Genomic DNA, 24,529 nt, shown 5'->3' on the forward strand with positions numbered 1-24,529 from the left:
CGTTAGCGGCTGTTTACAAGCCTAGAAAAGGACAACAAGGAATCAAATATATTGAAATAATTCGTCAGCGGAAAAAAGCAGAGAAATCGAAGCGTGCAAAAGAAATATTCTTTGTAAATATGAGGTAAATGTGAATCATCCCAGAAGAATTGCGAAAGTCAGTTCCAATTATCACACTAAACGCGTTTGTGACTAAAATGATTGGTATTTTTGCATTCAATGTAAAGGATCTTAAAGAAAAAGGATTATGAGACAAAAAAAAGAGGTTTTTGCCCTTGCTGAAAAATTGATGAAGCAATTAGGCTTTATTGTTATCAAAGAAGATCGAGACAGGCCTTGGGGTGGTTTTTTGGTTATTGATGAGGCCCAAGCACCGGCATTTGCCCATCAATTTTTTCCTGAGGAAGATTTCGAGAGCCTAAAAATCTCGAAAAAATTAAGCCCTAAAATACTACTAGTAGCGCCCAATAAACGACTCAGTTGGCAATATCACTTCAGAAGAGCTGAAATATGGAAATGCATCGATGGAGAAATCGCTGTGGCTACCAGCCTTACTGATGAAGAATCCGAAATCAAACACTTGAAAGAAGGAGACAAAATCAAGTTGCAACAGGGCGAACGTCATCGGTTGATCGGGAAATCAGATTGGGGAATGGTTGCCGAGATCTGGCAGCATACTGATGCCTCCCATCCTTCGGACGAAAATGATATTGTACGTCTTCAAGATGATTTTGGAAGGTAAAAAAACAATGAAATAAAAGATTTGAAAAGTATGAGGCCATTTATTTAGAGGGTGATTCATTTTGAACAGCATTTCTTGGAAGGAGCTGGAACTGTACTTATAAGTTTGCATTCTTAACATGGGAACTTGGTCGTCTGCGTCATTACAAAAAACAAAAGGACTATCAGAAAATCGAATGAGAAAAGCTATAAATTACACTATAACGGGATTCAGCTTGGAGACGGCGGGCTTTTGGAAACGTTCTCTTCCAGCCTACACCAAACTTCTTAAAGATACCAAACATTCTATTTACCTTGAACCGCCCGCTGTCTTCCAAGGTGATGTTAGCGTTTTGTTGTTTATTTCTTCTAACCTGCATCTAAATAGGTAGTCTCAGAAAGCTTTTTTATCGATTTTATGAAATCTTTGCTATCTAGGGTAGCTAATTGCGATTTTGCTATTTTCCTTAGTTGAATAAACCTGTCTTCCTTGTTCTCTTTTCTCTCAATCAAGATAGCATTCACATTTTCAAGATTTGATAAGACAACCAATTCATTGATGCCTGCAAAATCTCTAATGTTTAACCCCTTGTCCGAATGTTCCTTATTCACTTCCCTCCAATCTTTTGCTGTACAACCAAAAAGGGCTACATTTAATAAGTCTGCTTCTTCTGCATAAACCAACCACTCCTTATCTTTCAAATAGTTTTTATCAGGAATAATGTGATTTTTGATTGCTTCAGTATGGATGTGATAATTGGTTTTTGTTAAGATTCTTTTCACATTCCATTCCAAGTTGTATTGATTTGTCTCAATTTCTTTTAGTCGTTGAAACTCCTTGATAATTAGTAGTTTGAACATGGGACTTATCCATGAGCCAAATTCAAAAGCTATGTCTTTATGGGCATAAGTTCCCCCATATCTGCCTGACTTTGAAAAAATGCCAATAGCATTAGTCGCTTCAATCCACTTTCTAGGTGTTAAGTTAAAACTGTTGAGTCCTGCCTGTTTTCTAAAGGTGTCGAATTCGACAGGTTTAAAATCAGGGTTGTGTAAAGTTTCCCAAAGACCAATAAACTCAACTGTATTTCTGTTGCGCATCCAGTTTCTAATATGGTCTTCACCTTCCTCACCCCTTACCATATCTGTTAGGCAGATGTAATCTTCACTATTCTGTTCAATTATGGAAATTGATTTCTTATCTACTTCTATTTTAGATGTTTTGGCCATACAAAAAGTTTTTTCTAAAAATAACAAAATTTTGGATGCTAGGTGGTTTTACAATAAACGCAACGTAAAGTGTTTTTGACGCAATTCAACCAAAAAATAACTATTATAATTGGATATATCAAGATTGCGTTAAAAACATAGTTGGACTAAGCCGGACTATGGGTATTTATAATCTTTCCTATAGCTTTATATTTCCAAAATATCTTTCACACTGAATGAATAGTTTCTGATTTATCATCTACTGAGTTTGATTCATTTTCAATTAGGCATACTTATCCACTTAACAGACTTTCTGCTTTTTTTTCAATACATCCTTTCAAAGAACTTTACCCGCCTAATTCTATTTAGGGACCTTCCCCTTTTTCTTCAGGGATAACAAAAACCATCTTTCCAGATTTGCAGCAGGGACATTTGAACATATCCTCCCCAAAGATTTCCGACATTATTTCATAGGTACTCAAACCCTGGTAAAATGGTATTAACCTAGTCTTCCCTAAGAGTCGAAAACATTCATCCATTTTTACAGCACTGTTTGTAGAAGCCATTATGCCATAATATCTGATTTTGTAAAAACCTGATGGAAGTATATGTTGCATAAACCTTCTGACAAACTCAGCATAGCCAAGTGTCAGCGTCTTGCTCTTATTGTCACGATAATCCTTCCACCGAAAACTGACCATTTGCCCATCAGTATCCAAAATCCTGCTGTTACTTATGGCAACCCTGTGGGTATATCTTCCCAGATACGAAACCACTTGATTGGCACCCTTGAACGTTTTTTTGACATAGACATTCCATTGTTTCTCATAAGCCCTATTTTTCAGGCCTTTGGTGTCATTGAAGAATTCTTTTTGTTTTTCTGGTATCATCAACTGGTTTGATGCCAATCCTTCCATCAGCTTTTCCATAAATACTCCCCTGAAAATCGCAGACAGAGCCTTGATCGGCACAAAGAACTTTTTGTTGGCATGTATCCATTCCATCCCCTCACTGTCAAGACCACCTGCCGGAACTAACATATGGATCCCGAGGGTCGGGACAGGTTATGAGGATGGTAATTCAATGACTGTCCCCAAGTATGTAAAACCGATAGACATCCGCTTTCTACTCCCAAAAACGATGGATTGATTGCTGTCTTCTTTATCGCCTTGGCCGAACACTCAAACAGGATATTGTAACAAAACCTCTGATTGATATAAAATAGAGGCCTGAGAAACTCTGGAATGGTAAAAACCACGTGGAAGTATCTTACAGGAAGTAATCTGTACTTTAGCTTTTCAACCCACAAATGCTGCTTGATATACTGGCATTTTGGGCAGTGCCTGTTACGGCAGCTATTGTAGCATACTTTGACTGTCCCGCAGGAATCACAGCTAAGACTGTGTGAACCCATTTTTGACGTTCGGCAGTTAAGAATATCCCTTTATGCTTTCTTTTGATTACTACTGAGAGTCTTGCCCTCCAAAATGAACTCCTTTTGGTAATCAAGTATTGTCGATAACTCATCTCCTTGATTTCTTTTATTTATAGTTTCCATCACAATGCATCATATGGACTTTTTACCAGTGATGGATTCAAGTTGCTCACATGAAGATAAACCGTCGTAGTTTTAAGAGACTGGTGTCCAAGAAGCTCTTGGATATACCTTAAGTTTGTCCCATGCTCAAGCAGATGCGTTGCAAAGGAATGGCGCAATGTATGAAAGCAGGCTTTCTTTTTCACACCGGCCTTATGCATCGCCTTTTTAAGTATATTTCGGGCACTAGTTGCACTGTAAGGTTTACTTGGTTCAACCCTTTATATTTCCAATTCAAAACCGGCAAAACAAAAAGCCCCCGATTCCTCAGGGGCTAATTAGTATCAAAATGAAATCAATTTACAGATTTACAAGTAAAAACCTTTGAGGTCTTTCAGATCTCGAAGGTTTTTTACCCTACTTTTCCGCGTATTCCGTGATTTCCGCGAGAGCGATTTGCCTCAGCAAACACATCTGCTTCAATCCGTGAAAATCAATTTTTCAATCTGTGTTAAAATAAACTTAGCGCCTTTACAGCTTAATTATCAAGAAAACGGATACTTGCCTTTCTCAATCATATAATCAGCAATCTGTCTTCTCAATTCTTTGGTGTTGACCAAGTCAGCTTTAGTGAAGCGCTTCAAGCCCATCAACATTACCTTCTGCTCATCACCCTTGGTAAAGGCAGCAATTGCTTCTTTGGCAGCTGTCTGGATTTTTTCTACCGCCTCAAACAAATACACTTGTGTCATGGCAATCTGCTGCGCACAAGCTTCCTCACCTCTCATGGATACCAATTTCTCGGTTCTCAAGATCGCTGACTCTGCTGCGTAGATTTCGATCATCACATCCGCCAAGTTCATCATCACCTCTTGCTCAGACTCGATTTTGTCGGCCAAAGCCATCGCAGCTTTACCACCGACCATCAAGAATACTTTCTTCAACTTTTTGATCACCTCTTTCTCTGCTGCAAACAACTCTGAAGTATCAATTGTCTCAAAGCTAGGTACAGAAGTCAGTTCATTGGCTACAGCCATCGCCGGCTCAAACAAGTCAATCTCACCTTTCATCGCACGTTTCAACAACATACCTACCATCAACATACGGTTGATCTCGTTGGTACCTTCGTAGATTCTAGAAATACGGGCATCACGATATGCTCTTTCCATAGGCGCATCGGCAGAATAACCCATACCACCATACACCTGCACACCTTGATCAACCACATAATCTAACACCTCAGAACCATGAATCTTGGCAATTGCTGCCTCAATCGCAAACTGCTCCAATGCTTTCAATTTAGCTTCGGTATCATCCATGCCCTCAGCTGCTAAGGCATTCATTCTATCTTCAATATCCTGACCCGCTCTGTAGCACAATGCCTCGCAAGCATATACACGTACAGCCATCTCAGCCAACTTCTGCTTGATCGCTCCAAAAGTGTTGATAGAAGTACCAAACTGCTTACGCTCGGAAGAATACTTGATCGCATAAGAAGCAACCGTTCTACAACCACCCAATACACCTGCACCTAATTTAATACGGCCAATGTTCAGGATATTCACCGCGATCTTGAAACCGTTTTGACGGTCAGATAGCATGTTTTCTACAGGAACTTTGCAGTCGTTAAAGAATACTTGACGGGTGGAAGAACCTTTGATACCCATTTTCTTTTCTTCTTCATTCATGGTGATACCACCAAAGCCTTTTTCCACAATAAATGCAGTCAGGTTTTTGTCATCTTCAATCTTGGCAAAGACAATGAAGATATCTGCAAAACCCGCATTGGATATCCACATCTTCTGACCATTAATGATGTAGTGCTTTCCATCTTCTGTCAATACAGCCTTAGTTTTTCCGCTGTTGGCATCCGAACCTGCATCTGGCTCAGTCAAGCAATAGCAAGCTGCCCATTCGCCAGTAGCCAATTTTGGAAGGTATTTTGCTTTTTGATCTTCATTACCGTAGTACAAAATTGGCAAAGTACCGATACCTGTATGTGCACCATACGTAGTAGAGAAGGAACCTGCACCACCGATAATATCAGCGATCAACATGGAAGTATTGAAACTCATACCCATTCCCCCAAACTCTTCCGGTACAGAGATACCCAACAAGCCTAGTTCACCAGCTTTCTTAAAAATAGAAGGTACCAATTCCGGATGCTTCATGCTGTCGATTTCCTCGATATTTGGATGGATCTCCGTATCGATAAAATCCTGACAAGCCTGAGCCATCATTTTCTGCTCTTCATTGAATTCTTCAAAGATGAAGATATCCTGGGCTTCTGTTTCCTTGATCAGAAACTCACCCCCGTTGATTGATTGTTTTGTGATTGTTGACATATTGTGTAATGTTTAAATACTTTATTTGTAAGAGGCGAGAAGCGAGAGACGAGAGTTTAGACTCGATTCTAGTAAAGAATTTACGCTTTTTCTTTTTAGAGAACCTTAGAGCTCTGGAAGAACTCAAAGAATAAACTCCTAATGAATCCAAAATCTTTGCCCAACTCTCGTTTCTCGTTTCTAATCTCTCGCCTCTACTTTAATAGTTCAAATACTCCCGCTACGCCTTGTCCTCCACCGACGCAGGCTGTTACCATACCGTACTTCTTGTTCTGTCTGCGAAGCTCGTTGAAGAGCTGCACAGATAGTTTTGCCCCAGTACATCCCAGTGGGTGACCTAGGGCCACGGCACCACCATTGACATTGACAATATCCGGATTCATATCCAAGGACTTCATCACAGCCAAACCCTGGGCCGCAAAGGCCTCATTCAGCTCGATCAAATCGATTTTATCCAAGGTCAAACCTGCTTGCTTCAACGCTTTTGGCACGGCTTCCTTAGGACCTATACCCATGATACGCGGCTCCACACCAGCTACGGAATAGGACATCATGCGTGCTATCGGCTCCAAATTCAATTCTTTGACCAAACGCTCAGACATCACCACCACAAAGGCAGCTCCATCGGATGTTTGGGAAGAGTTACCAGCAGTTACTTGACCACCCATTTTAAACGCAGCTTTCAAGTTGGACAAGCCTTCCAAGGAAGTACCTGCTCGAGGTCCTTCGTCTGTATCTACTATGTATTTTCTGGTTTTTCTTTTCCCTTTCTCATCCAAGTAGGTTTCCTCTACTTCTACAGGCACGATTTCATCCTTAAACTTGCCGGCTGCAATAGCTGCCAAAGCTTTCTCGTGACTTCGTACAGAAAACTGATCCGCTTGCTCACGGGTGATTTCATATTCTTTGGCAAGCTCTTCTGCAGTCAAACCCATGCTTAAGTAATAATCAGGTGTTTGGGAGGCAATTTTCCAGTTAAGGACAGTCTTGTAGCCCATCATTGGCAACATGGACATGGACTCTGTACCACCAGCGATGATACAATCCGCCATACCTGCCTTGATTTTACCTACTGCTAGCGCAATGGCTTCCAAGCCAGAGCCACAGTAACGGTTGATGATAAAGCCCGGATTATCAATGCCCAAAGCCAAAAGTGAAATCATTCTTCCCATTTGCATGCCTTGTTCCGCTTCGGGAATGGCATTTCCGACGATCAAATCGTCCACCATCTTCGCCTCTAGTCCAGGCGTACTTGCTACTAAGTGTTTGATGACATCCGCTGCCAAGTCATCCGGGCGATAGAATCGAAAGCCTCCTTTTTTGGCCTTCCCCACCGCTGATCTATATCCGTTTATGATGTATGCTTCCATTGTTGAATTTCTATTTAGATTTTACTGTTATTTTGAGTTTCTCGCTTTTTGAGAGAAGAAGCGAGATGCGAGAGATTAGAGATTAGACTCGATTCTAGTAGGGATTTGATTCCACGTTAGATTTAAGACCTATGAGCATTTTTTGAATTTCATCAAGATCCTGATTGATTGAATCAAAGGAATCCTGATTGAGAAGCCCCACTCTTCTAGCAATGATAGATTGAGTTTCTAATTCAAAACTTTCACCTAGACTGATATCAAGACAATTTGTAAAAGCCTTTGAAGAATTTCTGGCCGTACCTTCTGCGATGTTGGAGGGTATAGATACACTCGATCTTCTCATCTGGGAAGTCATGCCAAACTTTTCTTCTGAAGGAAATAAAGCGGTAGTTTCATAAACTTTTACTGCCAAATCAACTGCCTTATTCCATACATTCAGGTTTTTAAAATTATGTCTCAACTTCATAGTCTTTCAGTCTTTTTAAAGTTCTATAATCTCTTAATCTTTCATTTTTCTAATCTCTAAATTCTCGCTTCTCGTTTCTCGTTTCTAATCTCTCGCCTCTAATTCCTAAGCGGTTTTCCTTTAAACAAAATACTATGTATTCTCTCCAAGGTCTTTTTCTCACCGGTGAGACTCAAGAAGGCTTCGCGCTCAAGATCGAGTAGATATTGCTCACTGACTTCTGTGGCAGAAGAAAGGTCACCACCGGACATCACCCAAGCTAACTTGCGGGCAATCTTAGCGTCATGCTGGGAAATATAGTTTCCATACAACATGCCTGTGATGCCTGCCTCGAACAAGGCCAAAGATGTTTTACCCAAAACTTTGATATTGGTCTGCTGCACTGGCTGGGTATAACCTGCTTCATGCAAGGCCAATACTTTCGCTTTAGCATCTGCCAACACACGTTTTCTATTCAAGGAGATGGAATCTTTTTCCTGTAAGTAACCCAATCCTTTCGCCTCAGCTGCGGACATAGAAACTTTGGCAGTAGCGATATTCATAAAGTACTCCTGCAAGCGGTTCAATTCCACATCACCATTTTTGATTTCATTGGAGAATCTCAAGGTCATTTCTTTGGTACCACCTCCGGCAGGAATCAATCCTACACCGAATTCCACCAATCCCATATACAGTTCAGCATGTGCCTGTACAGCATCTGCATGCAAGGAAAGCTCGCAACCACCACCTAAAGCCATGTTGTGTGGAGCCACTACTACCGGAACAGAAGAGTAACGAGCACGCATCATGGTGTTTTGGAAGCCTGCAATCATCAGGTTGATCTCATCAAATTCCTGATCACCAGCAAACATGAACAACATGGCTAGGTTAGCACCGGCGGAGAAGTTGCCTCCTTCGTTACCAATGACCAAACCTTTGTAAGATTTTTCAGCCATGGCAATTGCCGTGTTGATTCCTTCGATCACTTCCTGACCGATGGAATTCATCTTGGTATGGAATTCCAAACCAATCACATCATCTCCCAAATCGTAGATGGTCGTACCTGCATTGCCCCACAATTTCTTATTCGCACCTTTTAAGGTATCCAACAAAATGAATTCATCTGTACCTGGAATAGCTTGGTAGGATTTGGATGGAATGTCGTAGTACTTGCGAACGCCGCCCTCTACCTTGTAGAATGACTCATGTCCAGCTGCCAACATTTCATGCACCCAGGCTGCTGCTTTTTCGCCTGCTGCTTCCATTTTTTCCACCGTTTCTTTGACACCTAGCACGTCCCAAGTCTCAAAAGGACCGAGTTCCCAACCAAAACCAGCAGAAACTGCCTGATCGATTCTGTATAATTCGTCTGCAATCTCTGGAATACGGTTAGAGCAGTATTTGAATAAATCGTAAAAAGAAGCTCTGTAGAATTCACCAGCTCTGTCATCGAAGTTTACCAAGAACTTGATTCTCTTTTTCAGATCATCAATTTCCTTGGAAGCCTCTAAAGCCTTGAATTTTGGTTTTTCTACATCCTTGTATTCAAAAGTTTTCAGATCCAATTCCTTCAACTCTTTGCTGCCATCCTTATGACGGATCATTTTGAAGTACCCTTGACCTGTTTTATCTCCCCACCATTTATTGTCATACAATACCTTGACGATATTCGGTAATTGGAATTTATCACGAGATTCGTCGTGGGTCAGTGTTTTGTAAAGGTTATTAGATACATTGACGGTGGTATCCAAACCTACCACATCCATGGTACGGAAGGTGGCAGACTTAGCACGACCGATGATGGTACCCGTCAATTTATCTACCTCAGATACACCCATACCCATTTTCTCGATAGCATGCATCCCTGAGATGATGGCATAGACACCAATTCTATTAGCGATGAATGCTGGAGTATCTTTACATAAGACGGTTTCTTTACCCAAGAATCTATCTCCGTAATCCATCAAAAAGTCGACTATCTCTGGATTGGTTTTGGGACCAGGGATAATTTCCAATAGACGCAAATATCTTGGTGGGTTGAAAAAGTGAGTTCCTACAAAATGTGTTTGGAAATCTTCTGATCTTCCTTCGCACATCAAATGCATAGGAATACCAGAAGTGTTGGAAGTAATCAAAGTACCGGGTTTACGGTATTTTTCCACCTTGTCAAACAATGACTTTTTGATGTCCAATCGCTCCACCACGACTTCCATGATCCAGTCGTAGTCTTTGATTTTTGGTAAATCGTCGTCAAAGTTACCCGTAGTAATGCGTGCAATCGAAGCAGCATCGTACAAAGATGCAGGCTTGGATTTCAACGTGTTTTCCAAGGCAGTATTGACAGGTCTATTACGTACCTGTTTACTCTCCAAGGTCAATCCTTTCTTTTTCTCATCTTCGGTTGGTTCTGATGGCACAATATCGAGTAAAAGTACCTGCACGCCAATATTAGCAAAATGGCAGGCAATCCTCGATCCCATGACCCCTGAACCCAAAATGGCAACTTTTTTGATTGTTCTGTTCATAAAGTTTTTTGGTTTTTAGAGTTCGTACAATTGATCCTCGTACGTATCCGGGTTTACAGTTTCTGAATTTATGTGATCTATAACTTGATTAATTTTCTTGAATACAGTGAAAAAGGTATCCAACTCTTCTTCACTCACCAGTTCTCGCACTTGGAGATTGAAATCTTTGATCGTGCCTACGGAAATTTCTTTTTTGCGCTTTCCCTCGGCAGTGAGATAAATGCGAACACTTCTCTTATCTTGGGTATCAGCTTTTCGGTAGATGAATCCTTTTTCCTCCATGCTTTTGAGCATACGGGTAAGGCTTCTTGCTTCCAATCCCATAAGAGGAGCAATTTTTGTCGCCGGCGTACCTTCTTTGGAATTGATATTGATCAGTACAAAACCAATAGCCGTAGTGAAGTCTTCCAGCACTGCTTTTTGGTTGTACATCCGAGAGATCGCATGCCAAGCGCTCTTGATATGATAGTCAACTGTATCTTCTCTCTTCATTGGCATATTAATTAGTACGCCCAATTTAATAAAAAGATTGTATGCATGCATACTATTTTTAAAAAAAGTTATGCATGCAGAGGAAATTTAAAGTTGGGATACTAGAGAAACAAAAAATTTTATTTCAAATACGGAGGTGTTCTCGCAGATTTAGGAGATTTATTCGGATTTAACGCGGATTTTATGAAAGAATATTTTGGAAGGGAAGTTAGATTTTTGTTTCTCGCAGAAAACGTAGAAAGCACAGAAAAATAGTTGGCTGTCCGAGATTTGCAATCTCGGTATGGTGATAAAAAGGTATTTGCAATCCCCTAGAACAATCTACTTTCAATCTGAAGTGAATCCAACTTTGCGTTCGTTGCGCTTTACCGTTGCGATCGTTGCGAGAACTTAGCATTAACTTGAAAAATTTCCTATGCTTATAGGTTACTATCCAACCTTAAAAACATAAACTTTCGTGACCATTCGTGTCATTGTGGAAAACCAAACCTTCGAGATCTGAAAGACCTCAAAGGTTTTTTTGTCCTATTTTCAATGGATTCTGAGTCTTCTGCAAAAAAATATCAGGAATATAGCTCTTCTATTTCCTTCGCAAACTTCGTGTGAACTACTTTTCTCTTTAGCTTCATTGTTGGAGTCAGTTCACCTGTTTCGATACCCCATTGGGTATTTAATACTTTGAATCGCTTCACCTGCTCCCACTTACCAAAATACTTATTGAGATTATCCATCTCTTTTTGGAATTTTTCAATGATTTCCGGCTTGGCCAACATCTCTGCATCGGTAGTATAAGGAATATCCTTATGCTTACACCAATCAGCTAAACCAGTCAAACTAGGTACAATCAAAGCAGCTGGATAATTCTTATTTTCTCCCACCACGATAATTTGCTCAATTAATGGCGATTCTTTGAATTTATTTTCCATTGGTTGCGGAGCGATGTACTTACCTCCGGATGTTTTAAACATCTCCTTCTTACGGTCCGTGATTTTCAGGTAATGCTTCTCATGGAGCTCCCCAATATCACCGGTATGGAACCAACCATCTGCATCAATTACTTCTGCGGTTAAATCCGGTTGTTTGTAGTAACCCTGCATCACATTCGGACCTTTCACCAATACTTCCCCATCTTCAGCAATTTTCACTTCTACCTCCTTCACAATCTTACCTACCATTCCTATGCGGATATCTTGATGATTACAGACTGATGCTGACACCACAGGAGATGTCTCCGTTAATCCGTAACCTTCACATACAGGAATCTGTGCGGACCAAAATACTCTTGCTAATCTAGCCTGTAGTGCTGATGCACCTGAATTGATTTGCATAATATTCCCACCCAAGGCTTCTCTCCATTTACTGAAGATGATTTTGTTAGCCAATTTTAATTGGAAGTTATACCAGAAGCCCTGATCCTTGGTAGGTTCATATTTCAAACCCAAATTCAAGGCCCAAAAGAACAAGGACTTTTTAACTCCTGTTAATTCATAGCCTTTAGACACAATTTTATCATATACTTTTTCCAACAATCGTGGAACCGTATTGAAAATATGCGGCTGTATTTCTTTTAGGTTATCTCCAATGGTTTCCATACTTTCTGCATAGTAGATAGAAATACCCATATACATAAAACAAAAAGAACCAGTACGCTCATAAATATGGCAGAGAGGCAGAAAACTTAACGCTTTGCTAATTCCTTTATCTGCTACAATTCTATCTTCTACGGCAAATAAATTATGAATTACATTGCCATGTGTCAACATCACCCCTTTTGGTCGACCTGTGGTACCGGAAGTATAGATAATGGTAAACAGATCGGACATGTTGACCTTTTCCTTCTTTTCATCCAGCAAGGCAACATCTCCTGATTCACCTTTAGCCATGAAATCTTCCCAATAGTCACATCCATCTATTTTATCGAATGAGACGATTTGGATATCCATTCCTTTAGAACCTTCCATAGCCTTTCCATAGATTTCAGCATCTCCTACAAAAGCCTTTTTTACACCCGCATGTTCAAAAATGTATTTATAATCATCCGCAGATATGGTAGGATACATAGGTACTGAAATAGCGCCAATTTGCTGTAAAGCCAAATCAATAAAATTCCATTCAGGTCTGTTATTAGAAATGATCGCTACTTTGTCATCTTTATCAATGCCGGTAGCCAAAAAGGCCAAACTCAAGTTATCGACAATTTCTTTGAGTTTCCTGGAAGAATAGGTAACCCATTGCCCGCTTAACTTTTGGGCGAGGGCAACCTCCTTGTCGTACGTAGCAATCTGATGGGGTATTAAGTCAAATAGTCTGTTAATTTGCATGGTTCATTGGGTTTAATAGCCGTTGAAAATAAATAAAAGCTTTTATGATTGCAACTGAGGAGCAAATACTTTACCCACATTCTAGTATTAAAATCAGTTTAATTTTTTAAAAAGTTTTTATTGTCTCTATTATGCTGTGGATTTGTGGACAAAAAAATCGATTTTATTTCTTCACACGCTTGCTATACTTTTTCCCTTTCTTATCCACCGTTTATCCACCTAGCTAATTTATTTAAGATGTTGATTAATAAGATGATCGTTGTTTAAAGCTTTTTTAATGTGTGTAAAAGAATTGTGATAAATGTCTACAAGTTTCTGTGTGTGTAATTGTGGATTACTGTGTATCATTCAGCTGTTATCCCCTGCTCAATCCTTTGTTTTTATTTCTTGAATTTATTGTGGGGAAAATTCCTTACTTGTCCTCATGTTAGTCAATAATTATCCACAGTTATTTGGATACTTGTCTACATGAATTTATGATTTTAGAAGGTAGATTTTAGATTTTGTTACAGTGGTTAACACGGAATTCACTCGAAATTTTCGGTCTAGAGGAATCAAGTCTTGTTTCTTGATTCTCATTCCTCATTCTAAATTTTACATTCTACACTCCTATTGCCCTTCTTCCGATGTTTCTTCTTCCTTCTCTTCGGTCTTTGTTTCTTTACCTAAGCCAACCTCTTTTATTGGTTCTATTGGTAAATCAAGTTCCCATCCCGCTTTAATTAAAATGTCCAATGGTTTTTCTGGATCTGTGGACTTCATGTAATAAACTGGTTCGGCTTGTCTCCTTTCCAGATAATTAGAGGTATCCCAACGTCTATTTTTGTTCCTGTCTATGATAGCTCTGATTTGGTAAGTACCTGCTTCTATTTCAGTAAAGGTTGTTTTATTAGTTTCTTCCAAATAGCGTTCATGTATGACCTCTCCTCTTGTACTTAAAATCTGTAGAATAATGGGTAATTCTTCTGTCTTCACTGTGATTGTAAATCCGTCGGCTAGCACATCAGCCTTAACTTTTCTAAAGTTGATGGTAAGTTCTTTGTCATTGGTCATCCCATCGATGTCAAAAAAAGTAGAATCTTTAGCAATTAATCGAAAACTTTCTATCTGCATGGTATCTACAGGTGTATAAGAAACGATTAACTTTCTTCTAGTCAAACTATCTTGGAATGTCAGCATACTTTGATCTATAGGAATTACAGATGCTGAATCATACGCTAGATACAATGAATCAAACTTTACATGTAGTAAAGGTTTGTTGAAATTAAATTCTCCGTGAATTCTTCGAATAAAAGGTTTATTACTCGTGGTAACTTCTAGTTTTTCTTTTGCTCGATCACTTTCTACAAATTTTGCGTAAAATGTAGTATCAATTGAAAATCCAACGGAATCCTTTACGGTTAGTCGGATGGCTGTACTATCGTTTACATGCTTTTTAGAATAAAATCGTATGTTCTTTTCATTTAATCGATAATAGAGCTCTTGATTCAAATCGGGATGTTCTACGGTTAATTCAGCTGGATTTTTACTAAGTACTACATCGAAATTTGATCCTGTGGATGAAGCTCGGTTTATCTTTAATTCGGATAGGTCTGCCAAACTTAAGTATAGTTGTGCTCCTGATATATCCTTGTCCAAGACTAGCGTATCCAGGATAAATCCATAGGGTTCTGTTTTATCCTCTGCTTTTAGTGTATTGTTACCATCAAACCATGCATAAGTAAAGTACTTGCCACCCTTTAGATTGCTGAATCTAAAATTACCAGCGCTGTCTGTTTGTATGGTGTAATAAGGAGGTGCTGTCAATACATTAGTTGTGTCACCAACCTCATAGAGTCCTACCAAGACATCCTTGATGTTCCTTTCTTTTTGTGGGAAAATATATCGGACATTTCCGCTGAATCTTAAGCTGTCAATATCGGGTCCGGTTGAGAAGACAAGTTTGAGGTTTTCTGGTGTATTCTTTTCTGTAATATCCTGAATTGATTTCTGAAAGTTGAACACATAAGTTGTATTCTCTTCCAGATCTTGATTGAGTTTGATGGTTACTGTTCTTTTATTAGCGATTACCTCCATTTCATCTTTATCGATCCTTGGAGTTATGAGGATATTTTTATTTGGATTGTCAAGTGCAATAAATTCATTAAATACCAATTCAATAATGCTTGGACTGACATTTCTACTTTCATTTTCTGGATTCATAGAAAGTAAGATAGGTGGCTCCTCATCTTTTGGACCACCCATAGGTGTACTTTGTTTTGCACAGGATAAAACTGCTAAAAACAATAAAATTGATAAAATTGATACTATGAATCTCATTTTTTCTTTAAAATGAATAAAATGCTTGAATAATTACCACCATTCTTTTTTGCCCATTGATTGGATTTGAAACCATTGATCATTCCATTGAATAGAGCTGGGATTCCTGAGGTTCCTTTGATCTTTTCAGATAGCATGGACACGTAATAGCTATCAAATATCATTGGTTTTTTTTCAACTAACTCCAGTTTAAATTCATCAAGGAATCTTTGAAAGCTTCCCTGATTGAAATGATACAAATGTCTCGGTACATCCCAAGCAGCCCAATTGCTTTCATAGTATCTTGCATCCCATGAATCTCTATTAGGGACTCCTATAATAAGGTATCCATCTTGTTTCAATAATTTAAGAATAGCTTTGCTGCTTTTTCGTAAGTCATGTATATGTTCTAATACATGAAATAATGTGATGCAATCAAAACTTTTATTTTCTAAATCATCCATACTTTTATGGACAGTCAAGCCTTTCTTTTTAGCAAGTTTTCTAGCAGTTTTCCCTGGTTCCATACCCTCTACTTGCCAACTTTTTTTCTTAGCTGCTTGCATTAAATAACCAGTACCACATCCAATATCCAGTAGCTGTCCTTTACTTGGTTTGAGGTAATGGAGTAATTGAACCTTTTTATAGATAGTGTAAGTTCTGACCAATTTATAGAGAAGGTCAGTAAAACCAGTTATTTTATCTTGATGGGAAATATAGGCATCAGATTGATAGTAGGTATTTATATCCTTCTTTGATGGTCTTGGATTGGTGAATACCAATTTGCAGGAGGCACATTCACAAAGGATAAAAGATTCTTGGGTAATGCTATGGTCTTTTATTTCTTTATGATTAAGAAAAAGCCCACTCTTACAAAGCGGGCATTTATTTAATCGTTCTAAACTCATTATCTACCTAAGTAAACGGTCAATATGGAAAGATCAGCTGGTGATACTCCCGAAATACGAGAAGCCTGACCCAATGTTTCTGGTTTGATTTTATGTAATTTTTGTTTGCCTTCAGCAGATAAGGCTGGAATCTTCATGTAGTCAAATTGCAGTGGAATACGGAAGTTTTCCATATTATTCAATTTGTCCACCATTTGCTGTTCCTTTTCTATATAGCTATCGTACTTTATTTGTACTTCTGCTTGTTCCAGTATCTCTTTTGGATATTTATTGAGGTAGCTCTTCAAATCTTCATGCAAGCTTTTTAATTCCTCCATACCGATTTGCGGACGTTTCAATAATTTTTCTGCTGTGATTTTCTCCTTGATAGTAGCCGAACCTACAGTTTCTAAGGCCATATTTACATCATCCGGAGCAACTCTTTTTTGTTGGAGATCATTGATGAGTTTAGCAGTCTCTGATTTTTTATGAAGCATTTTTTGATAACGTACCTCATCTGCTAGACCGATCTTGTATCCATGTTCGGTCAATCGTAAATCAGCATTATCCTGTCTCAAAAGCAATCTAAATTCAGCTCTTGACGTAAACATTCGATAAGGTTCTTCAGTACCTTTATTTATTAAGTCATCAATTAATACACCAATGTAGGCATCTGATCTTTTGAGAATAAATGGTTCCTCCTCTTTTACCTTTAGGGCTGCATTGATACCCGCAATTAGTCCTTGGGATGCAGCTTCTTCATAACCTGTGGTACCATTGATCTGACCAGCAAAGTAGAGATTTTCTATCAGTTGTGTTTCTAATGTTAGTCTCAATTGAGTAGGTGGGAAGAAATCGTATTCAATAGCGTATCCTGGTCTGAACATTTTTGCATTTTCAAATCCAGGTATTTGTCTGATTGCTTTGTACTGAACATCTTCAGGTAGGGACGTAGAGAATCCATTCACATAGATTTCTACAGTATTCCAACCTTCAGGTTCTACAAATATTTGATGTCTTTCCCTTTCTGCAAAGCGATTGATTTTATCTTCGATTGAAGGACAATAGCGTGGTCCCAAACCTTGGATACGTCCATTAAACATAGGAGAACGATCAAATCCAGTCTCTAATGTTTCGTGTACGGTTTTATTGGTATAGGTTATCCAGCAGTTGTGTTGATGTGTGAGTGGTTTTGTTTCATCTGAATAGGAGAACTTTTCCGGGTTTTCGTCTCCATATTGAATTTCCATTTCGGAGTAATCCAAGCTTCTTCCGTCTACACGCGGAGGAGTACCTGTTTTCATGCGTCCAGCTTCGAAGCCTAGTTGAACCAATTGTTCTGTGATTCCTTTAGCTGCTGACTCTCCTGTCCTACCACCTCCAAATTGTTTTTCACCGATATGGATCAACCCATTTAGAAATGTTCCATTCGTAAGAACGACAGATTTACCTTCGATTTCGATTCCAATACCTGTGCGAACACCGGTAACTCTTCCATCTTTAACCACTAAACCAGCAATCATTTCCTGCCAGAAATCTACATTTGGAGTTTGCTCTAATGCTAATCTCCATTCTTCTGCAAATCTCATGCGGTCATTTTGCGTACGTGGGGACCACATAGCGGGACCCTTGGATCGATTCAACATTCTGAATTGAATCATGGATTTGTCAGAAATGATTCCTGACATCCCCCCTAAGGCATCAATCTCTCGCACAATTTGTCCTTTGGCAACTCCCCCCATAGCAGGGTTACAGGACATCTGTGCAATAGTATTCATATTCATGGTACAGAGAAGTACCTTTGCTCCCATCTTTGCAGCGGCATGTGCAGCTTCACAACCTGCATGCCCTGCTCCAACTACAATCACATCATATTGTGGAAACATAGTGTCTATTTTGTTTGGTGTTCCACGTGGAACAGTTTGTTATTTTCAATTATATGTGCTCCACTGTTTCACGTGGAACATGTCTGAAATTGAGCAATGGATTTCTCTTCCATGGTTCGCATCAATTGCTTTTCTTCTTCTTTTTTATCTTTGTACCCCAGTAAGTGCAGTAAGCCGTGGCTTATGACTCGTTGAAGTTCGCTTTCAAACGAAGTACTCAACTTGGCTGCATTTTCTTTAACTCTGTCAATGCTGATGAAAATATCCCCTTCTATCAGTTTTTCCTCTTCGGAGTTATCAAAGGTAATGATATCTGTATACGTATGATGATTGAGGTATTCTACATTGATGTTGTACAGGTATTCATCCGAACAAAAGATATAATTTAACTCCCCTATCTTTTTTCCATGAGCCAAAGCAATTTCCTTTAACCATTTTTTGTAAACGGTTTTAGGTTTCAGGCTAAAACGGATGCTTTCTTCAAAAAAGTTAACTGCCATTACTTTACATGTAAAATGTTAAGAGTGCTTTACTTCCTTGATCTTCAAACTTTACTTCATCGCATAAATGCTTGATGATATAGATTCCTCTACCTCCTGATTTTTCAAGATTTTCCGGTGATGTAGGATCTTCTAGATGTTCATAGTCAAATCCCGGACCCTGATCCTTGATAATAAAGGTGACTTGCTCTTCATCAAATTGAAGTTCCAAATCCACAGTTTTATCCTTGTTTTTCTGATTGCCATGTAGAATTGCATTGGTAACGCATTCGGTTACGGAAATCATGATGTTACCATAGATATCTTCATCTATTGGAAACTGTTCACGTGCATTATCAATGAAACTTTCTACGATCTTAATATTGTCGATCAGAGAAGGGATTGAAATTTTAATAGATTTCATCAAGCTTAAATTAATTTTACTTAGATAATTTTTTCCTATTCTAACTCTATCATGATAGGACAATGATCCGAATGATGAGCATCTGCAAGAATACTTGCACCCTTTACTCGTTCCATTGCACCAGCTGTGGCCATGTGGTAATCAATTCTCCATCCGAGGTTTTTAGACCTTGAATTAGCTCGATAACTCCACCAAGTGTACTGATGTGGTTCTTCATTGAAGCTTCGGAAAGTATCAATAAAACCATTCTTTGTAAACTTGTCTATCCAAGCGCGTTCTTCCGGCAAAAAGCCTGATGAATTCTTGTTGGAGATAGGATTATGGATATCAATTGCCTTATGACAAATGTTGTAATCCCCACTGATGATCAAATTAGGAATATTTTTCTTTAAATCCTGCGTATATCCGTAGATGTCATCTAAAAACTTGTATTTAAAGTCTTGACGCGCATCTCCGGTAGTGCCTGATGGAAAATAAGCTGAAATAAAAGAGAAATCTTCGAAATCCGCCCGTACCATCCTACCCTCATCATCATATACTCCCATATCCATTCCATACACTACAGATGTTGGTTTGATCTTCGTTAAGATCGCCACTCCAGAATATCCTTTTTTGACTGCGGGATACCAAATGAGCTCATAGCCCATATCTTCGAATATGCTGCGGTCAAATTGATGGATTTCTGCCTTGATTTCCTGCAAGCCAATAATATCAGGATTCACAGACGTTAACCAGTCTGCAAAACCTTTATTGAGTGCTGCACGAATACCATTGACATTGTAGGATACGATTTTCATTGCTGAAAGTGCTATGATTGACTAATTTTATTTGATTTCAATCTGGAATTCTTGTTCGAAGTATTCCAATACCTGTATTTTCAACAGCTTCTCTTGTTCCAAAATATCAAAGTGAGGAAGTTTTTTGAGCAATTTCCAATGGGGCCAACCTTCTTGATCGATGTAGTCCAACTCATAAAAACCCGCTAAGCTTAGAACTTTGCAGATTGCAATATGCATCAGATCCTGCTTTTCTTCTTTGGAAAAGGTTTTATTTCCCTGCCCTAATTCCTGTACACCAATCAGGAATAAAACACCATTGAGGTCTTTTGGTTTTTTGCCTATCAGCTCTTCCAAACCCATCAACAGCTTACTCCATCTTTTTTCAAGCTCCAGGTCTCTTTTCAACATGCTTATTTACCTCCTTCTTGTTCCAACAATTCCCAATATTCAACGGCCCTTCTCAAATGTGGAATGACAATCGAACCACCGATGAGAGTTGCAATAGAAAATACTTCGAAAATCTCAGTTTTGGTTAATCCTACTTCGTGGCATTTTCCCAGGTGATACTTGATACAGTCATCGCAGCGTAATACCATAGAACAAGCCAAACCAATCATTTCCTTGGTTTTGACGTCCAAGGCACCTTCAGCATAGGTATTGGTATCAAGGTTGAAAAAACGCTTGATCACTTTATTGTCAGAGTCCATAATTTTCTCATTCATTTGGGCTCTGTAGCTGTTGAATTCTTCTATTAAATTCATTAATTTTTAGGTATCAATTATCTGTGACAAATATAACAGGTATTTTGCTGTCAATCAGTTCTAACAAGCCTTTTTGAGAATGCGTTTCAACATCCTGGAAGATTTTTTGTCTTTGGTCTTTCCTAGAACCTGTGCAGGTTGTAGCAGAAGCCTCTTTGAATTTGAACAAGTACTCTGTAAGTTATGTGAAGCAGCTCTACCCATTACCGATTATCACCTCCGTCCACAAAATAATGATTTGGTAGTAAAAGTGACCGGTTTAATGCCTGTCTATCGCGTGATGTCCTTTTTGAGGTTTACCAAAAAAGGAATGAGTCAGCACTTATTGCATCAGTTGAAATATAAAAATAAGCCCGAGATTGGGCATGCCTTGGGTAAACTTTACGGGCAGTTGCTTATGAACCATGCCTTTGCTGGAACTTGGGATCAAATTACACCTGTACCCTTGCATGCCCATAAGTTGAGAAGAAGGGGCTACAATCAAAGCGAGCAGTTTGCTAAGGGCCTATCCGAAAGTTTACAAATTCCTTTGAAAAACTCCTTGATTCGATCGGTCAACACCGAAACCCAAACCAAAAAATCCCGCATGCAACGATTGGATAACGTAGAAAATGTCTTTCAGGTCGTGGACTCCATAGAAAACAGACGCATTTTAATGGTAGACGATGTCATGACCACGGGAGCTACCTTAGTGGCTTGTGCGAATACCCTATTGCAAAATGGAGCTGCTTCTGTGGACTTGGCTGTCATAGCGGCAGGAAAGATGGCTTAATTACCAGCTTCCTCCAGCACCTCCGCCACCAAAGGAACCTCCTCCAAAGCCACCGAACGAACCACCACCTCCAAAGCCTCCTCCAAAGGAACCTCTTCCCGAAGAAAAGTCTCCAAATTTACCTTTATTGCCACCTTTTAGCATATTGGCCAACATGATCGTGGTAAACAAATCAATGTTTCCTCCTCTGCCTCCCATGTGGTTGTTGTTATCTTTTTTGTTTTTGGAAGCAATGATGAAGATCAGTAAGAACAAAAACAAGAAAAAGATAATTGCTCCTCCATCATTAGCTCCGGAGGCAACTTTATCCGCTTTGTATTCCCCACTTGCCAACTTAAAAATCATATCTGTGGCTTTATCCAAACCCACATAGTATTGTTCCATTCGGAAGTTGGGTACAATCAACTGTTCCACGATTCGTTTAGCCAAAATATCGGGAACTACTCCTTCCATCCCATACCCGGTAGCGATAAAGACTTTCCGGTCATCCATCGCTGCTAATATCAAGATACCGTTGTCTTTATCCTTGCGACCGATTCCCCATTTATCTCCCAATTGGAAGGCATAATCACTGATATCGTATGGTCCTACGGATTTTATTAGGATAATACTTACTTCGGATGAAGTGCTATCGTTGTAAGCAATAAGTTTTTGCTCTAGTCTATTCAACTCATTTGTATTCAGTGTATTACTGAAATCATTTACCAATTTAGGAGGATTGGGAACAGGCGGAAAATCTCCTTGAGCCCAGCTAGTAAAGTTGAGTAAATAGGTGAGAAATAGTGTGAGTAGGTATCGCTGCATGGGAGATTTATCCAAATGAAATGTCATCAGACAATTCATTGGTGTCGGTTTCTTTGTCAAATGGAAAATGCGCTTGGAGTTGTTCGCCACATTGTTGAATGCCTGCTACCAAGCCTTGGGTGAAGTTGCCTTGTTTGAATTCGGCGATCATCAATTCTTTGATTCTTTCCCAGAAATTGGGAGGAACTACAGCATTGATGCCACAGTCTCCCAAGACTGCAAATTTGTGGTCTTCTACAGCTAAGTAGAAAAGGACAGCATTTCGTTGCCGGGTTTGATGCATTTTTAGCAGCTCAAAAACTTCTGCGGCACGGTCCATGACAGCATCGGTACAATTATTTTCGATGTGTACCTGAATCTCACCCGAAGTCAACTGTTCTGCGGCCTGTATGCTACCGACAATCAATCCTCTGTCCTCTTCTGAAAATAAACTCTTTGGCATGTTGATTACTTAAAATTGAACTGTAGGTGCATTTTGTGCTCCTTCAGATGCTTCAAAAAAGCCTTTACGCTCAAAACCGTACCATCCAGCAAACATGTTGTTAGGAAATGTTCGGAGGGTAGTATTGTACGTTTGTACATTTTGGTTAAAGTTTCTTCTCGCAACTGCTATTCTGTTTTCAGTTCCTTCCAGCTGAGCTTGAAGCTCTAGGAAATTTTGATTAGCTTTTAAATCCGGATAGCGCTCTACGCTCACTAACAAACGGCTTAATGCACCACTCAATTGGTCTTGTGCTTGTTGAAATTGGGCGATTTTTTCTGGACTTAAGTCATCTGCTTGTAAGGTAATTCCTGTTGCTTTGGCTCTAGCCTCAATTACTCCAGTTAAGGTTTCCTGTTCGAAATCTGCATAGCCTTTTACCGTATTCACCAAATTTGGAATCAAATCCGCTCTTCGTTGGTATTGCGTTTCGACTTCCGCCCATGTGCCATTTACAGTCTCTTCATTTTGAACAAACATATTGTACACCCCAACGGCCTTTGTGTATAAAAACAGACCCAAGATGGCAATGACTACAATAGGAATAAGTGCTTTTTTCATAAAATGTGCTTTAATTTAGGGTAGATTTTGTTATTTGATACGGATTAAAGTAATTTTTGATTTAAATGGTAATGCATGTAGCTTTTTAAAATTTTATTCTGTTGGAAATTATTGAATCTTTCCTCAGTTCAAATATACGAATTAACAAAAAAATTATTCAAGAGAAATAAATATAGCATTCAAATTTGTCTTTTTAGTTTAAAATTAACTTTTACGTCAATAAGCTCTTTTTTTTCTGAATCGTACCTTAAAAGGTCTAAAGATATATCTCTTCCTTCTTCTGATCGGAATAATTTAATCAAATCTGAGAGTTCCCAAAAATCTACAGGTATCCTATTAATACTTACTATTTCATCACCAGCCTTAACTCCTGCCATATAACTTGAGGATCCATATCGTACATTTGTTATAAAAAAACGCTTTGCTTCAAGCGAAAGCATTTTGGCTGAAATCCCACTCATATCAAACTCAAAAGGATTGCCGAATGAATTACCTCTTTTAAATAAAATGCGATCTCTTCTATAATCTATGATTATACGAGTTCGTCCCCATATTTCAGAACCAATACTACCATTCCTTCCACTTTCTTTGATAACATAACTAAACTCTGTTTCTTCTGGATATGAAGTTAATATATCAGTGAAACGAATATTTGATAATTTTAGTGATTTTACTCTTCCAACATAGCCCACCAAATCTCCACCAAGAGATCTACCTAATTCGCTTTCTAAATACCTAGGAGGCATTTGAAGCTCTTTAGATGTTTCTAAATTGAGTAATAGCCCATGATTGGCACCCAAATCAACTAATAGTTTTGCATCTACTTCTTCTCCAAAGAATTGCTTCACTTTTCCACGGATATAAGGTTTGGAATTATCCATGGTGATATCCAGCTTTTTATAGCCCAAAGGTCTCCAACGCACTCTATTTGACTCATAAAAAGTAATTAATGATCGATCATAATCAATTTTCACTGGATTGTATTTGAAAAATTCATAGCCGATAACTCCATAAACCGGAATCCCTAAAACTGCTTCTAGCTCAAAAAAATCTTCTTCAAGTACTAGTAATGTTTGCAGAACTCCTTCTAAAGGCCCTAAATCCATAGGATTATTTGGTGATACAGATGCGGTCAGTACAGCTTTTCCATCTGCCCCTACTAATTCCAACTTCCTAGTATAAAAAAGCCCGATTGCATCACCAATACTTTTACTGAATAGGATGTTGGTTTTTACACCAGTATCCAATAAAAAGTTAATTGGCTCAGAACCATTAATCGAAATAGGAATGATTATAAGATTTCCAGACGAAATAAACGGAAGCTCTACTTTTTTTGCTTCCTTTTTCATAAAGAATCCGGGGACCTGTCCTTTTGCACCAATGTGGATCAAAAAGAAAATTATAGAACCAAGGATTCGAATATTCATGTGAAA

21 protein-coding genes and 2 pseudogenes are annotated in these 24,529 nt (G+C 38.9%); 2 read left to right on the forward strand and 21 right to left on the reverse strand.

Features of this window, described 5'->3' with window-relative positions; all coding sequences use genetic code 11:
• Positions 1 to 247 precede the first annotated feature (247 nt).
• Complete coding sequence (locus tag IE080_RS10675; RefSeq protein WP_189581939.1) at positions 248 to 742, forward strand: cupin domain-containing protein; 495 nt, start codon at positions 248 to 250, stop codon at positions 740 to 742.
• Positions 743 to 1,089: 347 nt separating this feature from the next.
• Here the strand turns inward: IE080_RS10675 and IE080_RS10680 are convergent, their stop codons facing one another.
• The 17 genes and pseudogenes from IE080_RS10680 to IE080_RS10760 form a co-directional block, all read right to left on the reverse strand.
• Complete coding sequence (locus IE080_RS10680; RefSeq protein WP_189581942.1) at positions 1,090 to 1,950, reverse strand: KilA-N domain-containing protein; 861 nt, start codon at positions 1,948 to 1,950, stop codon at positions 1,090 to 1,092.
• Positions 1,951 to 2,294: 344 nt separating this feature from the next.
• Positions 2,295 to 3,487, reverse strand: a pseudogene (locus IE080_RS19770) (IS91 family transposase).
• Positions 3,487 to 3,723, reverse strand: a pseudogene (locus IE080_RS10690) (tyrosine-type recombinase/integrase); the annotation flags it as partial. The pseudogenes IE080_RS10690 and IE080_RS19770, both read right to left, overlap by 1 nt.
• 288 nt (positions 3,724 to 4,011) lie before the next feature.
• Positions 4,012 to 5,811, reverse strand: a complete 1,800-nt coding sequence (locus IE080_RS10695; RefSeq protein ID WP_189581945.1) for an acyl-CoA dehydrogenase FadE — start codon at positions 5,809 to 5,811, stop codon at positions 4,012 to 4,014.
• A gap of 194 nt (positions 5,812 to 6,005) precedes the next feature.
• Positions 6,006 to 7,181: an acetyl-CoA C-acyltransferase gene (locus IE080_RS10700; RefSeq protein ID WP_189581948.1), complete on the reverse strand. Its 1,176-nt coding sequence runs from the start codon at positions 7,179 to 7,181 to the stop codon at positions 6,006 to 6,008.
• Between the two features lie 94 nt (positions 7,182 to 7,275).
• Positions 7,276 to 7,647: a four helix bundle protein gene (locus tag IE080_RS10705; RefSeq protein ID WP_189581952.1), complete on the reverse strand. Its 372-nt coding sequence runs from the start codon at positions 7,645 to 7,647 to the stop codon at positions 7,276 to 7,278.
• 98 nt (positions 7,648 to 7,745) lie between these two features.
• A complete protein-coding gene (locus tag IE080_RS10710) occupies positions 7,746 to 10,151 on the reverse strand; it encodes a 3-hydroxyacyl-CoA dehydrogenase/enoyl-CoA hydratase family protein (RefSeq protein WP_189581954.1) in 2,406 nt (801 codons plus the stop codon).
• A 15-nt stretch (positions 10,152 to 10,166) separates the two neighbouring features.
• Complete coding sequence (locus tag IE080_RS10715; protein ID WP_189581958.1) at positions 10,167 to 10,643, reverse strand: MarR family winged helix-turn-helix transcriptional regulator; 477 nt, start codon at positions 10,641 to 10,643, stop codon at positions 10,167 to 10,169.
• 563 nt (positions 10,644 to 11,206) lie between these two features.
• Positions 11,207 to 12,964 (reverse strand): AMP-dependent synthetase/ligase, encoded by a 1,758-nt coding sequence (locus IE080_RS10720; protein ID WP_189581961.1) that lies wholly within the window; start codon positions 12,962 to 12,964, stop codon positions 11,207 to 11,209.
• Positions 12,965 to 13,573: 609 nt separating this feature from the next.
• Positions 13,574 to 15,283, reverse strand: coding sequence for an Ig-like domain-containing domain (locus tag IE080_RS10725; protein ID WP_189581964.1), 1,710 nt, complete (start codon positions 15,281 to 15,283; stop codon positions 13,574 to 13,576).
• Positions 15,280 to 16,170, reverse strand: a complete 891-nt coding sequence (locus tag IE080_RS10730) for a class I SAM-dependent methyltransferase (RefSeq protein ID WP_189581967.1) — start codon at positions 16,168 to 16,170, stop codon at positions 15,280 to 15,282. The genes IE080_RS10725 and IE080_RS10730 overlap by 4 nt, the downstream gene beginning before the upstream one ends.
• A complete protein-coding gene (gene mnmG / locus IE080_RS10735) occupies positions 16,170 to 18,035 on the reverse strand; it encodes a tRNA uridine-5-carboxymethylaminomethyl(34) synthesis enzyme MnmG (protein ID WP_189581970.1) in 1,866 nt (621 codons plus the stop codon). Before mnmG ends, IE080_RS10730 begins: the two co-directional genes overlap by 1 nt.
• A gap of 68 nt (positions 18,036 to 18,103) precedes the next feature.
• Entirely contained in the window at positions 18,104 to 18,535 is a 432-nt protein-coding gene (ybeY, locus tag IE080_RS10740) for an rRNA maturation RNase YbeY (protein WP_189581973.1), read from the reverse strand.
• A 4-nt stretch (positions 18,536 to 18,539) separates the two neighbouring features.
• The gene (locus tag IE080_RS10745; protein ID WP_189581976.1) at positions 18,540 to 18,938 is read right to left on the reverse strand and encodes an ATP-binding protein; all 399 of its coding nucleotides are present in this window, start codon (positions 18,936 to 18,938) and stop codon (positions 18,540 to 18,542) included.
• Positions 18,939 to 18,973: 35 nt separating this feature from the next.
• The gene (locus IE080_RS10750) at positions 18,974 to 19,735 is read right to left on the reverse strand and encodes an exodeoxyribonuclease III (protein WP_189581979.1); all 762 of its coding nucleotides are present in this window, start codon (positions 19,733 to 19,735) and stop codon (positions 18,974 to 18,976) included.
• A gap of 27 nt (positions 19,736 to 19,762) precedes the next feature.
• Positions 19,763 to 20,125: a hypothetical protein gene (locus IE080_RS10755; protein WP_189581982.1), complete on the reverse strand. Its 363-nt coding sequence runs from the start codon at positions 20,123 to 20,125 to the stop codon at positions 19,763 to 19,765.
• Between the two features lie 2 nt (positions 20,126 to 20,127).
• A complete protein-coding gene (locus IE080_RS10760) occupies positions 20,128 to 20,478 on the reverse strand; it encodes a carboxymuconolactone decarboxylase family protein (RefSeq protein ID WP_189581985.1) in 351 nt (116 codons plus the stop codon).
• Between the two features lie 79 nt (positions 20,479 to 20,557).
• Here IE080_RS10760 and IE080_RS10765 point away from each other — a divergent pair, with 79 nt between their 5' ends.
• Positions 20,558 to 21,250 carry a ComF family protein gene (locus IE080_RS10765; protein ID WP_189581988.1) on the forward strand — a complete coding sequence of 231 codons (693 nt, stop codon included), beginning with the start codon at positions 20,558 to 20,560 and terminating at the stop codon, positions 21,248 to 21,250.
• Here the strand turns inward: IE080_RS10765 and IE080_RS10770 are convergent, their stop codons facing one another.
• The 4 genes from IE080_RS10770 to IE080_RS10785 all read right to left on the reverse strand — a co-directional run bounded on the left by IE080_RS10770 (position 21,251) and on the right by IE080_RS10785 (position 24,523).
• A complete protein-coding gene (locus IE080_RS10770) occupies positions 21,251 to 22,054 on the reverse strand; it encodes a TPM domain-containing protein (RefSeq protein WP_229800597.1) in 804 nt (267 codons plus the stop codon).
• A gap of 7 nt (positions 22,055 to 22,061) precedes the next feature.
• Positions 22,062 to 22,496, reverse strand: coding sequence for a TPM domain-containing protein (locus IE080_RS10775; protein ID WP_189581991.1), 435 nt, complete (start codon positions 22,494 to 22,496; stop codon positions 22,062 to 22,064).
• A 9-nt stretch (positions 22,497 to 22,505) separates the two neighbouring features.
• On the reverse strand, positions 22,506 to 23,096 hold the full coding sequence (locus tag IE080_RS10780; RefSeq protein ID WP_189581994.1) for a LemA family protein: 591 nt from the start codon (positions 23,094 to 23,096) through the stop codon (positions 22,506 to 22,508).
• Between the two features lie 179 nt (positions 23,097 to 23,275).
• Positions 23,276 to 24,523, reverse strand: a complete 1,248-nt coding sequence (locus IE080_RS10785; protein ID WP_189581997.1) for an aspartyl protease family protein — start codon at positions 24,521 to 24,523, stop codon at positions 23,276 to 23,278.
• Positions 24,524 to 24,529 lie beyond the last annotated feature (6 nt).

The organism is Mongoliitalea lutea, from assembly GCF_014652135.1.
GTDB classification, from domain to species: Bacteria; Bacteroidota; Bacteroidia; order Cytophagales; family Cyclobacteriaceae; genus Mongoliitalea; species Mongoliitalea lutea.

What these genes read in the sequence shown, in the direction of transcription:
- IE080_RS10770 (WP_229800597.1), bottom strand. Translation starts at nt 22,054, where the DNA reads ATGCAGCGATACCTACTCACACTATTTCTCACCTATTTACTCAACTTT.
- IE080_RS10675 (WP_189581939.1), top strand. Translation starts at nt 248, where the DNA reads ATGAGACAAAAAAAAGAGGTTTTTGCCCTTGCTGAAAAATTGATGAAG.
- mnmG (WP_189581970.1), bottom strand. Translation starts at nt 18,035, where the DNA reads ATGTTTCCACAATATGATGTGATTGTAGTTGGAGCAGGGCATGCAGGT.
- IE080_RS10715 (WP_189581958.1), bottom strand. Translation starts at nt 10,643, where the DNA reads ATGAAGAGAGAAGATACAGTTGACTATCATATCAAGAGCGCTTGGCAT.
- IE080_RS10760 (WP_189581985.1), bottom strand. Translation starts at nt 20,478, where the DNA reads ATGAATTTAATAGAAGAATTCAACAGCTACAGAGCCCAAATGAATGAG.
- IE080_RS10700 (WP_189581948.1), bottom strand. Translation starts at nt 7,181, where the DNA reads ATGGAAGCATACATCATAAACGGATATAGATCAGCGGTGGGGAAGGCC.
- IE080_RS10775 (WP_189581991.1), bottom strand. Translation starts at nt 22,496, where the DNA reads ATGCCAAAGAGTTTATTTTCAGAAGAGGACAGAGGATTGATTGTCGGT.
- IE080_RS10745 (WP_189581976.1), bottom strand. Translation starts at nt 18,938, where the DNA reads ATGAAATCTATTAAAATTTCAATCCCTTCTCTGATCGACAATATTAAG.
- IE080_RS10785 (WP_189581997.1), bottom strand. Translation starts at nt 24,523, where the DNA reads ATGAATATTCGAATCCTTGGTTCTATAATTTTCTTTTTGATCCACATT.
- IE080_RS10705 (WP_189581952.1), bottom strand. Translation starts at nt 7,647, where the DNA reads ATGAAGTTGAGACATAATTTTAAAAACCTGAATGTATGGAATAAGGCA.
- IE080_RS10755 (WP_189581982.1), bottom strand. Translation starts at nt 20,125, where the DNA reads ATGTTGAAAAGAGACCTGGAGCTTGAAAAAAGATGGAGTAAGCTGTTG.
- IE080_RS10695 (WP_189581945.1), bottom strand. Translation starts at nt 5,811, where the DNA reads ATGTCAACAATCACAAAACAATCAATCAACGGGGGTGAGTTTCTGATC.
- IE080_RS10750 (WP_189581979.1), bottom strand. Translation starts at nt 19,735, where the DNA reads ATGAAAATCGTATCCTACAATGTCAATGGTATTCGTGCAGCACTCAAT.
- IE080_RS10680 (WP_189581942.1), bottom strand. Translation starts at nt 1,950, where the DNA reads ATGGCCAAAACATCTAAAATAGAAGTAGATAAGAAATCAATTTCCATA.
- ybeY (WP_189581973.1), bottom strand. Translation starts at nt 18,535, where the DNA reads ATGGCAGTTAACTTTTTTGAAGAAAGCATCCGTTTTAGCCTGAAACCT.
- IE080_RS10725 (WP_189581964.1), bottom strand. Translation starts at nt 15,283, where the DNA reads ATGAGATTCATAGTATCAATTTTATCAATTTTATTGTTTTTAGCAGTT.
- IE080_RS10710 (WP_189581954.1), bottom strand. Translation starts at nt 10,151, where the DNA reads ATGAACAGAACAATCAAAAAAGTTGCCATTTTGGGTTCAGGGGTCATG.
- IE080_RS10730 (WP_189581967.1), bottom strand. Translation starts at nt 16,170, where the DNA reads ATGAGTTTAGAACGATTAAATAAATGCCCGCTTTGTAAGAGTGGGCTT.
- IE080_RS10720 (WP_189581961.1), bottom strand. Translation starts at nt 12,964, where the DNA reads ATGCAAATTAACAGACTATTTGACTTAATACCCCATCAGATTGCTACG.
- IE080_RS10780 (WP_189581994.1), bottom strand. Translation starts at nt 23,096, where the DNA reads ATGAAAAAAGCACTTATTCCTATTGTAGTCATTGCCATCTTGGGTCTG.
- IE080_RS10765 (WP_189581988.1), top strand. Translation starts at nt 20,558, where the DNA reads ATGCGTTTCAACATCCTGGAAGATTTTTTGTCTTTGGTCTTTCCTAGA.